The sequence below is a fragment of the Holdemania massiliensis genome (assembly GCF_022440805.1).
Taxonomy (GTDB): Bacteria; Bacillota_I; Bacilli_A; order Erysipelotrichales; family Erysipelotrichaceae; genus Holdemania; species Holdemania massiliensis_A.
This window is the reverse complement of the sequence record NZ_JAKNTK010000001.1, coordinates 2,065,682-2,078,538: the sequence shown is the minus strand read 5'-3', so window position 1 is coordinate 2,078,538 and position 12,857 is coordinate 2,065,682. Positions and strand designations below refer to the sequence as shown.

The 12,857-nt window shown below is 48.2% G+C and carries 12 protein-coding genes; all 12 read left to right on the top strand.

Annotated elements, in window-relative coordinates; all coding sequences use genetic code 11:
- The first annotated feature begins 28 nt into the window (after positions 1–28).
- The 12 genes from nusB (at position 29) to deoB (ending at position 12,723) form a co-directional block, all read left to right on the top strand.
- Entirely contained in the window at positions 29–406 is a 378-nt protein-coding gene (gene nusB, locus MCG46_RS09530) for a transcription antitermination factor NusB (protein ID WP_240279670.1), read from the top strand.
- Positions 403–1,734: an exodeoxyribonuclease VII large subunit gene (gene xseA / locus MCG46_RS09525; RefSeq protein WP_240279667.1), complete on the top strand. Its 1,332-nt coding sequence runs from the start codon at positions 403–405 to the stop codon at positions 1,732–1,734. The genes nusB and xseA overlap by 4 nt, the downstream gene beginning before the upstream one ends.
- Positions 1,731–1,952 (top strand): exodeoxyribonuclease VII small subunit, encoded by a 222-nt coding sequence (xseB, locus tag MCG46_RS09520; protein WP_020223532.1) that lies wholly within the window; start codon positions 1,731–1,733, stop codon positions 1,950–1,952. The genes xseA and xseB overlap by 4 nt, the downstream gene beginning before the upstream one ends.
- Positions 1,949–2,791, top strand: coding sequence for a polyprenyl synthetase family protein (locus MCG46_RS09515; RefSeq protein ID WP_240279665.1), 843 nt, complete (start codon positions 1,949–1,951; stop codon positions 2,789–2,791). The genes xseB and MCG46_RS09515 overlap by 4 nt, the downstream gene beginning before the upstream one ends.
- A gap of 24 nt (positions 2,792–2,815) precedes the next feature.
- Positions 2,816–4,681 (top strand): 1-deoxy-D-xylulose-5-phosphate synthase, encoded by a 1,866-nt coding sequence (gene dxs / locus MCG46_RS09510; RefSeq protein ID WP_240279663.1) that lies wholly within the window; start codon positions 2,816–2,818, stop codon positions 4,679–4,681.
- A gap of 24 nt (positions 4,682–4,705) precedes the next feature.
- On the top strand, positions 4,706–6,376 hold the full coding sequence (recN, locus tag MCG46_RS09505) for a DNA repair protein RecN (RefSeq protein ID WP_240279654.1): 1,671 nt from the start codon (positions 4,706–4,708) through the stop codon (positions 6,374–6,376).
- A 170-nt stretch (positions 6,377–6,546) separates the two neighbouring features.
- On the top strand, positions 6,547–7,551 hold the full coding sequence (gene spoIVB / locus MCG46_RS09500; protein WP_240279652.1) for a SpoIVB peptidase: 1,005 nt from the start codon (positions 6,547–6,549) through the stop codon (positions 7,549–7,551).
- Between the two features lie 163 nt (positions 7,552–7,714).
- A complete protein-coding gene (gene spo0A, locus MCG46_RS09495) occupies positions 7,715–8,548 on the top strand; it encodes a sporulation transcription factor Spo0A (protein WP_240279650.1) in 834 nt (277 codons plus the stop codon).
- Between the two features lie 189 nt (positions 8,549–8,737).
- Complete coding sequence (gene dinB / locus MCG46_RS09490) at positions 8,738–9,934, top strand: DNA polymerase IV (RefSeq protein WP_240279648.1); 1,197 nt, start codon at positions 8,738–8,740, stop codon at positions 9,932–9,934.
- A gap of 45 nt (positions 9,935–9,979) precedes the next feature.
- Complete coding sequence (locus MCG46_RS09485; RefSeq protein WP_020223525.1) at positions 9,980–10,600, top strand: stage II sporulation protein M; 621 nt, start codon at positions 9,980–9,982, stop codon at positions 10,598–10,600.
- 34 nt (positions 10,601–10,634) lie between these two features.
- Entirely contained in the window at positions 10,635–11,552 is a 918-nt protein-coding gene (locus tag MCG46_RS09480; RefSeq protein ID WP_240279640.1) for a tyrosine-type recombinase/integrase, read from the top strand.
- Positions 11,542–12,723, top strand: coding sequence for a phosphopentomutase (gene deoB, locus MCG46_RS09475; RefSeq protein WP_240279638.1), 1,182 nt, complete (start codon positions 11,542–11,544; stop codon positions 12,721–12,723). The genes MCG46_RS09480 and deoB overlap by 11 nt, the downstream gene beginning before the upstream one ends.
- The last annotated feature ends 134 nt before the right edge of the window (positions 12,724–12,857 follow it).

Below are 12,857 nucleotides of genomic sequence, written 5' to 3'. Positions count from 1 at the left end.
AAAATAATACAATGAGCGGAGGGTTAACATGAACCGACATAGTTGTAGAGAAAAAGCGATGATCTGTTTGTATCAGCATCGTCTGTTGAACAAACCGATGGATGAAATCATTGAAGAAGTGATGGAAATGAAACCAGAAGAGCTGGACGATTTCAGCCGCATTTTAATTCTGGATACTTTGGACAATGAAAAACGATATATTCAATACATTAACGAGACTTTAAAGGACTGGAATTTTGAGCGCTTAGGTGTGCTCGAACAGGCAATCCTGCTTTTAGCGTGCAGTGAATTGGATCATCAGACAGCTTCGGCAGCGATTATTATTGATGAAGCCGTGCGGTTAGCAAAAGATTACTGCGATGATGAAGCGTATCGACTGATTAACGGCGTATTGGACAGAATATGAGAAACCGGCAGCTGAGCGTCAGCGCCCTTGTCCGCTACCTGAAAGGAAAACTGGATCAGGATCCTTTGATCCAAAGGGTGATCGTTGCCGGTGAAATATCCAATTTTACAGCTCATCGCAGCGGACATTGGTACTTTACATTAAAAGATGAGAAGTCCCGAATCAGCTGCGTAATGTTTGCTTCCAATGCCGTTCGCTGCCAATTCAAGCCGAAAGAGGGCGACTCTGTCCTAGTCCAGGCCAACACCTCGATCTTTGAATCCAGCGGACAGCTTCAGCTTTATGTTACGGCAATGAAGCCGACCGGCTTAGGCGATCTGTATTTAAAATTTGAAGAACTCAAACGCCGGCTGCATAACGAAGGATTGTTTGATCCCGAAAGAAAAAAACCGATTCCCGTCTATCCGATGCGAATCGTTGTCATTACCGGCAAAAACACGGCCGCTCGGCAGGACGTAATCACGACGCTGGCACGGCGCTGGCCGGTTGCTCAGGTGAGCGAAATTCCGGTGCTGGTTCAGGGTGAAGGAGCAGCGGCTCAGATCTGCGCGGCGCTGAGACAGGCGGATGCACTGAACTTTGATGTTATGATATTAGCCCGTGGGGGCGGATCCATCGAAGATCTGTGGTCATTCAATGAGGAGTGCGTAGCCCGAACACTGGCGGATCTAAAGACGCCGGTGATCTGCGGGGTAGGACATGAAGTCGACGTTACGATTGCCGATCTGGTTGCGGATCGGCGGGCGCCAACGCCAACCGGGGCTGCCGAAATGGCAACGCCGCAGCTGGCGGAAGTCCAGGGATACTGTCTGCGGCAGCGGCAGCAGCTGATTTATCTGATTCATCAAAAACTGCGGATGCAGCGGCAGCGCTATGAGCAGCAGCGGGGCAGTCAGATTTTCCAAGATCCGATGACTTTGCTTCAGCCGATTCAAATGCGTTTGGATTACAACACTTCAAGACTGCAGAACACCAGTCAGCGCGTACGCACGCAGCGGGCGCGTTTAGACCAGGTCAGCGCGATTCTATTGAACCAGACATCCAAGCACGTCTATCTGCAGCAGCAGCGTTTAGGACAGCTGCGGCTGAATCTCAATCACCATCAAAAACAACAGCTGATGCTTCGCCAGCAGCAGCTGAAAGAAAAGATCCGGCTGCTGGATGCCTATTCTCCATTGAAGATTTTGGGGCGAGGCTACGGCCTGATCGCGCAGAACGGACATTTGGTTCGTTCCGTACAGGAAGTAAAAATTCAGGAAGAAATGCAGATTCGTCTGCATGACGGCCAGATCACGGCTGTCGTTAAGGAAAAGGAGGAACAGGCATGAGCGAGAAACCCACATTTGAACAATCCATGGATCGGCTTGATCAAATCGTATCGCTGCTCGAGAAAAATGAAATTGCTTTGGAAGAAGCGATCGGACTGTTTGAGGAAGGCTTGAATTTAGTTCAGGATCTAGATACACAGCTTCAGGGCTATGAAAATAAAGTCCAGGAGCTGATGCTTCGCCACCAGACAAAGGAAGGTCAGGGTGAAAACGAATGATGAATGAATTTGAAGAATTCCTGCAGCGTCAGTGCCGGCTGCTGAAACACTCTGAAGTCAGCGAAGCGATGGAGTATTCGCTGATGGGAAAGGGAAAACGGCTGCGCCCGCAGCTGTTGTTTGCGGTTATGGAAGGTTATGGCTTAGCCGCAAAGGATGGTTTCATGGCTGCCGGAGCTTTGGAAATGATGCATACCTATTCTCTGATCCATGACGATCTGCCGGCCATGGACAACGATGATTACCGCCGCGGCCGCAAAACCTGCCATAAGCAGTTTAATGAAGCCACGGCTATCCTGGCGGGCGATGGTTTACTGACGCAGGCTTTTGCACTCGCCGCAGAAAGCAGCGCGGATCCGATGAAAGCCTTGAAAATCGTAAAGGAATTAGCTTCTGCCGGCGGTGCCGAAGGGATGATCCTCGGCCAGATTAAAGATTTGGAAGCAGAAAACAGTGCGGCGGTGACGCTGGAACAGCTGAAGGAAGTTCATCTTTATAAAACCGGCTGTCTGTTTACGGCGCCTTTGGTCATGGGAGCTATTTTAGCCGGACAGGACGCTGCGATTTCGCAATGGCGGCGTATCGGCGCGTTAATGGGCCTGGCCTTTCAGATTCAGGACGATATTCTGGATGTTACCAAAAGCAGCAAGGAGCTCGGCAAATCAGCCAGCGACTTGGACAATAAAAAATCGACTTATGTCACAATATTGGGATTAGGCCAGGCGCAGGATGCGATGACTGAAGTCTATCGGCAGACGCGTGATGCGATTCGTCAGATGGACATGAACACGCAGCAGCTGATCGCGATTCTGGACGCCATGGAATTCCGGCAGTATTAAGTGAAGATAAGGAGGTTAGCGGAAATGGATTTAACCGATATACAGGATCCTTCCTTTCTGAAAGATCTGGATCAGCGGCAGCTGAAAGCCCTGGCGCAGCAGATTCGGGAGTTTCTGATTGATCATGTCAGCAAGACCGGCGGACATCTGTCCAGCAATTTAGGTGTTGTTGAGCTGACCATCGCTTTGCATAAGGTGTTTGATTCACCACAGGATAAAATCTTTTTTGACGTGGGACACCAATGTTATACCCACAAAATATTAACCGGCCGGGCGAACCGGTTTGATTCGCTGCGGCAGTATGAAGGTCTGTCCGGCTTTGAAAAACGGGCGGAAAGCGAACATGACGTCTGGGAAGCCGGCCACTCTTCGACTTCACTGTCGGCAGCCTTGGGGATGGCCGTCGCCCGGGATCTCAACCATGAACAATATCACATTGTTCCGGTGATCGGCGATGGTGCTCTGGGCGGCGGGATGGCGTTGGAGGCATTGAATCAAATTGGCAGCGAACAGCGCAATATCATCATTATTTTTAATGATAACAACATGTCGATTTCGGAAAATGTCGGCGTTTTAACTCAAAATTTTGCCAAATTGCGGGCCTCCAAGCCTTATAACACATTCAAAAATGATCTCAAGACAGCGCTGAACCGCAACAATGTCGGTCAGGCTGTTCTGTCGGGTCTGCAGAATATGAAAGACGCTGTGAAAAAAGGGGTCATTGATACAGGTGTTTTCGGTGAATTCGGTCTGGAATATTTAGGACCGGTCGATGGTCATGACATCAAGAGTTTGATTCAGATTTTAAACGTTGCCAAATCACATCAGGGACCTGTCGTCGTCCATGTTCTGACGAAAAAAGGAAAGGGCTATTCCTATTGTGAACAGGACAAGGAAGGTGTATGGCACGGCGTCGGACCGTTTAATCCCGCGACCGGAAAGCCTTTGTCATCCACCCCGGCCGGCTATCTTTCCTGGTCTTCAGTGATCAGCGAAACTTTGATTCGGCTGGCTAAAGAAAATAAAGATATCGTTGCGGTCACCCCGGCGATGATTACCGGCAGCAAGCTGGAAAAATTCTTTGCGGTCTATCCGGAACGTTCTTTTGACTGCGGCATTGCCGAAGAACACGCCGCGACCTTCTGTGCCGGCCTGGCGATCAGCGGCAAGCGGCCGTTTATTTCCTTGTATTCTTCTTTTCTGCAGCGTTGTTACGATCAGATTAATCATGATATCTGCCGGATGGATTTGCCCGTTGTGATCGGCATTGACCGTGCTGGCTTAGTAGGGGAGGATGGCGACACCCATCACGGCGTCTTCGATATTGCAATCCTGCGTTCACTGCCGAATCTGATTCTGGCGCAGCCGAAGGATGCTGCCGAAGCTCAGCAGCTGATGGCTGCCGCATTTGCCCAATCCCATCCGATGGCCTTACGCTATCCTCGTGGCACAGCGCTGTATAACGAATTGCCCCAAGCCGAACCGATTCTAATCGGCAGCTGGACGATCGTAAATGAGGAACCCGATCACCGCTGCACCGTTGTGACTTATGGACCGGATGTCGATAAGGTTGTTTCCAAGGTCTTAACCAATTCACTGCCTGTCAAAGTCGTCAATGCCCGCTTCTTCAAGCCTTTGGATGAAGCGATGCTGATGCAGCTGGCTGAAGAGGGAAAACCGGTGATCGTCTATGAAACAGACATGCTGGCCGGCGGTCTTTCCAGCGCGATTCTGGAATGGGTGGCAGATCATCAGGCTGACCTGACAATCCGTCGGGTCGGGATTGGCGACACGTATGTTCCGCAGGGATCCTTAAATAAAATCCGGCGGCTGGAAGCCATTGATATCCTGAGCTTGTTTGATGTGATAAAAGAATATTGCGGGTCATAAATCATTCCGGAAGGAGGAAGGCTGATGCTTAAACATCTGTATGTCAAAAACTTCATTCTTATTGATGAGGCCGATTTGGATTTTGATGCGGGCTTCAGTGTGTTTACAGGCGAAACCGGTGCGGGCAAATCGATTTTGATCGATGCGATCAGCTTGCTTTGCGGCCAGCGGGCCCAGGCAGGATTTGTCAAAAAAGGGGAAGCAAAGGCTTTGATCGAAGGTGTCTTTGATTTTACCCAGAATCCCCGGGTGCTGACAATGCTTCAGGAAGCAGGTTTTGACGGCGATGAAGACGTAGTCATCAGCCGGGAAATCAGTGCCGAAGGCAAAAGTCAGATGCGGTTAAATCATCGGGTGACAACGGCAAATTTAATCCGTGACTTGTTATCGCATGAAATTGACATTCATTCGCAGCACGATACGCAATACTTGTTAAACCGCAGCTCTTTTCTGAACCTTTTGGATCAATATCTGGATGAGGATGAACTGATCGCTGCAGTGAAAGAACAATATAAAACCTATCACCAGCTAAAGGATCAGCTGGAGGAAGCCCGCAGTCCTAAAGCCGAACAAGATTTGGAATTCCTGCGCTTTCAGCTCAATGAAATCGAACAGGCTCAGTTAAAACCTGGGGAAGACGAGGAACTGGAAGCGATTGAGCACCGCATTGCCGCCCGGGAAAAAATTTATCAGCGGGTGGCGGAAAGTCTCGAAATCCTCGATGGGGAACAAAGTGCTGTACCACAGCTCTATGAGGCAGCACGGCTGACCGGTGGTTTTCCGGAAGAAAAGGAGCTGGCCGAAATCAGCGAGGCGCTTAACGAGCATTACTATGGACTGCAGGATTTAAAAGAACGGCTGCAAAGCTACTTTGAATCCCTGGAGTTCAGTGAGGAACAGATCAATGAAGTCCAAAGCCGGCTGTTTGAAATCAACCGGTTAAAACGAAAATACGGCCGCAGTTTGGATGAAATTCTGGAAAAGGAAGCGAGTTTCCGGCAGCAGCTGGATCAGCAGGAGCATCGTCAGGAATATCTGCAGCAGCTGCAGCAGCGGGTTCAGTCAGCCTATCAACAGTTTGAAGCAACCGCCTTGAAGCTGCGTCAGGTGCGGCAGCAGAAAGCTCTGTCATTGCAGAAGGAAGTCGAAATTCATCTGCATGACCTGATGCTTCCGCATGCCCGCTTTGTCCTGCAGCTGAAAGAGGCGAAGCCTTCAATTCATGGTCTGGATGAAGCAGACTTTATGATTTCCATGAATCCAGGCGAACCGGTGCGTTCGCTGACCCAGGTTGCCAGCGGCGGGGAACTAAGCCGGTTAATGCTCGGGTTGAAAACGATCTTTACGCGTTTAGAAGGCATTCAGACTGTCATCTTTGATGAAATTGATACCGGCGTCAGCGGCCAGGTGGCTACGGCGATCGGTTTGAAGATGAGTCTGCTGGCCCATGATGCCCAGGTTTTTTCCGTTACGCATCTGGCGCAGGTTGCAGCGTGCTCAGATCAACACTATCATGTGACGAAACGCCAAGGACAGGATTTCACAGAGACACAAATTCAGCGGCTGAGTGAGGATGAGCGCATTGATCAGCTGGCGCTGATTTCTCAGGGCGAATTGTCGCTTACCGCTCGTCAGGCCGCCCAGGAATTATTCCAGCGCAATCAAATGAAAGTCAATGAGGCACGGTCAAACTGACCGTGTTTTTTCATAAATTCAGGGACAGATTCATCAGTCTCTGAGCGGATTTCATCAATTTAAAATCAATTAAACGCCGGAACAGGCCTGCTTTTCAGGCTTTGGTAAGATTTTCAGGCTATAACGAAATCCGCGGAATGCCATACTATCAGTACTGCGGAGGTGAGGCCATGAGAAGATTTCTGGGTTTAACGGCCTTCCTATTGACGTTAACGCTGTTGCCGATACAAGCTCAGGAGAAAACGGTGATTCTGGGCGGCGATACAATTGCGATCACAGTCAATTACGAAGGCGTTTATGTCAGTGGAATGTATGATTTTGAAGTCAATGGGGAAACGTTGTCCGCAGCGAAGGAAGGGACGATACAGATAGGGGACCGGATTATTGAATCCAATGGCAGGCAGGTTTCTTCTCTGGAAGAGTTATTTGCCAATTTGAAAACGCTGCAGAAAGAAAGAAATCAAGTTCCTGTCACTGTAATCCGTAACGGGCAGCGTGAGGCTGCTTCTTTGTTTGTCTGTTATTTGGCATCAGAGAAAGTATTTAAGACTGGATTGTACGTCAAAGATAAGATTAAAGGCGTCGGAACGATGACTTACTATGATCCGGCAACGCAGACCTTCGCGGCTTTGGGACATGAAATCGCTGAAGAAGGTCAAAGCCGTCCTGCGGACGTCACCATGGGACAGATCTTCGAAGCTACCGTCGTTTCAGTCCGCCGTTCCAGCTCCGGCAATCCGGGTGAAAAAATCTGTCAGTCGGATAGTTTAATTCCGATTGGGACGGTCAGCAAGAATACGATTTATGGTCTGTATGGCAAAGTCCAAACCTATCCTTCCACTTCCATCAGCGTGCCTGTAGCCTCGCGCGAGGAAGCCACGGTAGGGCCGGCAGAAATTTATACCGTGGTGCAGGGCACAATCCCGCAACGGTATTCCATTCAAATCACAGAAGTCCGAAAACAAAACGGTCAAGCCGTAAAAGGAATACGCTTTCAGGTTACGGATCCGGCTTTATTGAATCAAACCGGCGGTATTATTCAAGGAATGAGCGGCTCTCCAATTCTTCAAAACGGAAAACTGATCGGAGCGGTAACGCACATGGTTACCAGTCAGCCCGAAAGTGGTTACGGCATCTATATTGACTGGATGCTGCAGGAAGCTCAAAGCGAATAACAGACAGAAACTAAGGAAATGCCTGAAATTCAGGCATTTCTTTTCGCTTGAGTTCAAAAACAGGCAAAAAAGCAGAAACTTTTCCGTGGACTTCGACCTGTTTCGACTTCTTTTTCAATTGAAATTCCATAAAATGGAAACAACGAACAGAGGAGTGAACAGAATGAAACAGATCAGAATCCTGCTGTGTGAAAGCAGCAGCGAAATTAGACAACAAATGGAACAAGAACTGCGCAAGAAAAACGATTGGCTGCTTTTACCGAGCTGCAAAGATGGACAAGAATGCCTGGAGCGGATCCGCATGAGTCATCCGGACGTTTTAGTCCTGGACTGCATCATGCCGAAACTGGACGGCATGGAGGTACTCAGCACATTGAGCCGAGAAGGAATTCAAGTGCCGAAAATTATCTGTACTTCCAGCTTAATCAATGATTTTATGGCAGCAGAAATGCAGAAATATCAGGTGGATTATTTCTTAATGAAACCAGTCGAACCCAAGACTCTCAGCGATAAGATTGTTCAAATTTGCAGCTATCAGAAAAATAAGGTGTCAGCTCCAACAACAGCTCAGAATCCGTCTGAGGAGGATCCTGATGATGAACGGATGATGCGCCTGCAGCTGGAACGGGAGATTACCGAAATTCTCCATGAAATCGGCATTCCGGCACACATTAAAGGTTATATGTATTTACGGACAGCAATTTTGGAAACGTATCTGAATGTAGATTATCTCGGTCAGATTACGAAAGTTCTCTATCCGGAAATAGCCCGGCGCTACATGACGACCAGCTCACGGGTGGAACGGGCCATTCGCCACGCAATCGAAGTCGCCTGGAACCGCGGCAATATCGATGCCATTGATGAGATCTTTGCCTACACGATCAGCGCCTCAAAAGCGAAGCCGACCAATTCTGAATTCATTGCAATGATTGCCGACAAACTACGTTTAGAGCATCGCATCAAAAACAATTCCAACAGCTATACAAAAATCGGATAAGAGAAGCGGAGGAGAAATCTTCCGTTTTTTTCTTACGGCAGATGAAAGATCTTCAAGTTCATGCTATAATTAAGAACAGTTGAATTGTTGGATAATTCGCTTTTGTTTACCGCAAAGAAATTGTTTTTTTGATTGCAGATGAATACTTATAACAGGAATAGTATAGGAATAAAGAAAGGGGAGAGTGTGATGGGACGAGTGATCTATCATATTGATCTGAATGCATTTTTTGCCAGCGCTGAAATTCTACTGGATCCCAAACTTCAGGGCAAGCCTGTCGTTGTCAGCGGCATGAGCAAGCGCAGTGTCGTCTCTACCGCCTCCTATGAAGCCCGACAGTTTGGCGTCCATTCAGCAATGCCGATCAAAGAAGCGCTGAAGCTCTGCCCGCAATTAGTCGTCGTCAAAGGTCATCATGGCTATTACCAGCAGCTTTCTGAACAATTTATCAGTTATGTGAAGAAATATACCGATCAGGTTGAACAAGCCAGTATTGACGAATGTTATGCTGATATGAGCACTGCGATTCATCGCTTTCCCCGGCCGCTGGATCTGGCCTGGCAGCTGCAGCAGGAGCTTTTCAGCGATCTGCATTTAAAATGCTCGATCGGTGTGGCCCCAAATAAATTTCTGGCTAAAATGGCCAGCGATATGAAAAAACCGATGGGCATCACTGTTTTAAGAAAGCAGGAAGTGCCAGTCAAGCTGTGGCCGCTGCCGATCGAGGAGATGCGCGGCATTGGAAAGAAAACGGCGCCTCAGATGAAAGCTTTGGGGATTAAAACAATTGGGGATTTGGCGAATGTCAAGGATCCGGAGATTTTACGTCCACTTTTAGGCAAGAATACGGCAACCTACATCCAGCGGGCCAACGGCGAGGATGATCGTGAGATCATCAGCGATGCGGAAATCAAGTCTATGAGTCAGTCAACGACGCTCAACTATGATTTTTCTACGGAAGAAGAAGTACGGGCGCTGTTTCGCAGACTGGCAGATAAGCTTAGTGAGCGAATGATTGAAGAAGATAAGATGGGAACGATCATTTCCATTTCGATACGCTATTTCGATTTTAATACCAATGTCCGCTCGCGCAAGCTGGATCATCCAATTTATCGCAGTGAGGACCTGTTTGAGCTGGCGATGGAGCTGTTTGATGAAAACTATGAAGATCAGCCGATGCGGCATTTAGGCATTGGCGTCGGTTCCTTAAGCAGCATTCATGACCAGAAAATTCAAATGAATCTGTTTGATGCGCCGCTTGTCGATCCTGCCTGTGAAACCCTGGATCTGATCAGTCAGCTGAACCGCCAGCTCAGTCTGGGCGGCAAGCTGACAACTGCGGCTTCTTTGGTTAAAAACCAAACTGCGGACAAGCGCAGGAAATAAGTCTAATCTCTGCTGGTCGTCATACATTGATACCAGGAGGGAATCATGAAAACAATTAAACCCCAGTTAAAAAACTTCTCAGATAAGCATAAGAACTCCATCAATTTTCTGCTTATTTTATTGATTTTTGGTATGATCACCGGCGTTCTGCTTTCACGCTGGATCAGCAGCGCGGATGTGGAGCGGCTGTCTTCTTACTTATTAACGACCGTCATCACCAGTGTAGAACCGCAGTCTTTTTTTACGAGCCAGTTTGTTACGAATATTTTATTTATGCTGGCGGTCTTTTTCCTCGGCTTTTCCTTAGCGGGCATTCCATTAATCGGCTTTGTCGTTTTCACCAAAGGCGTGCAGATCGGCTTTTCGTGTGTTTTGTATGTCCTGACATATCAGCTGAAAGGGGTGCTGGGCATCCTGCTGACGCTGATTCCGCAGATCCTGTTCGATCTGATCGCCTTGTTTTTAGTTTCTGTGATCAGCACAGAGATTTCCTATGCTCTGATCCAACGCTGTCTGGGCTACAGCCGCAGTGATTTTTCGCTCATTCATCTGATTAACAGCCGGCTCAACGTTTTGATCGTTTCGTTACTGCTGATCTTCTTCTCCGCCTGGATTAAGTCAACCTTGGTCATCCGGCTGATGGAAATTTTCGCCATGATGGAATAACTCTGGTATAATAAAGCTGGAAAGCAGGGAGAATATGACGTTAGAAGAAGCCTTCCAGCAATATCTGATTTACATCACAATACAGTTTCCGAAATCTGAAAAAACGATTTCCGGTTATCAGCATGAACTCACCCGGTATCTTCAGTTTCTGAAGCAAAAAGAGTTAGTTCAAATCGATGAGATTGAATCCGGAATGCTGGAAGAGTATGTCCGGGTCTTGTCCCGCGAACATGCTTCAGCCTCAGTCAATCATGCGATCACCGCAATCCGCAGCTTTCATCAGTTTTTGGCGTTTCGTTTTGATCAGCCGGATCCGGCTGAATACCTGGAACACCTGCAGAAAACCCAGGCGCTGCCGGTGTACTGCACGAAACAGGAGATTGAAAAGATGATGGCTCAGTTTGGCCAAAGCCCTGAGGATATTCGCTGGCATGCGATTGCGGAGCTGCTGTACGGCTGCGGGCTGCGTGTCAGTGAATGTGCGGAGCTGACGATGAATCAGATAGATCTGGAACTGGGCATGCTTCGGGTATGGGGAAAAGGCAATAAAGAACGATTAGTCCCGATGCCGCGGCAGACGATGCGGATCGTGCGTGAATATGTCGACACAGTCCGGCCGCTGTATCAGAAAAAACCTACCTCCTGGCTGTTCATTACCCGATTGGGAAAGAAAACAACTACTGCTTCAATTGAAAGTATGATAAAATCAGTATGTATCCAGGCTGGTATTCAAAAGCCGATCACACCGCATAAACTCCGCCATACGTATGCCACGCATATGTTGGAAGGCGGAGCCGATCTGCGCAGTGTTCAGGAGCTGTTAGGGCATTCCGATATCGCAACGACGCAGATTTACACGCATATCGACAGGCATCGGCTGCGGACGGCTTATGATGAAGGTCTGGGAAAATTAATGGATCAAGAAGAAGGAGAAAACAACCATGAAATATAAACGAATTTTTACTATTGTTATGGATTCCGTCGGATGCGGTGAAATGCCGGATGCGGAACGTTACGGTGATCGGGGCGCGGATACGATCGGACACATTGCAAAGACGGTAGGCGGATTAACGATGCCGGCCATGGAAAAATTAGGATACGGCAATCTGCATCCTATCCTTGGCGTTGAGCCCCAGCGTGATCCGCAGGGTTATTACACAAAGATGCTGGAAGCTTCCGTCGGCAAGGATACAATGACGGGCCATTGGGAAATGATGGGGCTTTACATTGATAAACCTTTTCAGACATTCACGGAAACCGGATTTCCGCAGGAGTTAATCGACGAACTGGAGAAACGCACCGGCTATAAGATTGTCGGAAACAAGTCTGCCAGCGGTACGGAAATTTTGGATGAGCTGGGCGAGCATCATATGAAAACCAAAGAGTTGATCATCTACACATCTGCGGATTCAGTACTGCAGATTGCGGCTCATGAAGAAATATTTGGTTTGGAGGAGCTGTATCGCTGCTGTGAGATCGCCCGTGAACTCACCATGCGGGATGAATGGAAGGTTGGACGTGTAATTGCCCGTCCTTTTGTCGGTGAAGGTAAAGGTCATTTCACGCGCACCAGTAACCGTCATGATCTGGCTCTGAAACCCTTTGGCCGAACGGTCTTGAATGAATTAAAAGATCGAGGCTTCGATGTGATCAGTGTCGGTAAGATCAAAGATATCTTTGATGGTGAAGGGGTGAGTGAGGCCTACAAATCAACAAGCAGCCACCACGGCATGGAACAGACCCTTGAATTAACACAAAAAGATTTTACCGGTCTGTGTTTTGTCAATCTCGTTGATTTTGACGCCAAGTGGGGGCATCGCCGCAATCCGCAGGGCTATGCACAGGAATTGGAAGATTACGATCAGCTGCTGCAAAACTTTTTAAGTCAGCTGCGCGAAGACGATTTAGTCATCATCACAGCCGATCACGGCAATGATCCTTGTCATACTGGAACGGATCATACCCGTGAAATGGTGCCGCTGATCCTTTATTCGCCATCTCATCAGGGCTCTGGCTTGCTGCCGCTGGCCAATACATTTGCGAATCTGGGAGCAACAGTTGCCGATAATTTCAAAGTTACGATGCCGGCGTATGGCACTTCTTATTTAAAATTCCTGAAATAAAATTCAGGCTGCTTGATATTCCTCAATAAAGCAAGGAAAAGAAGGATGAACGAACAGTTTTAGCTTATGATCTGTTGTTTCATCCTTTTTCTATAAAGTGCGGTCTGGGGTAGGAAACAATGCCTTATTTTCGG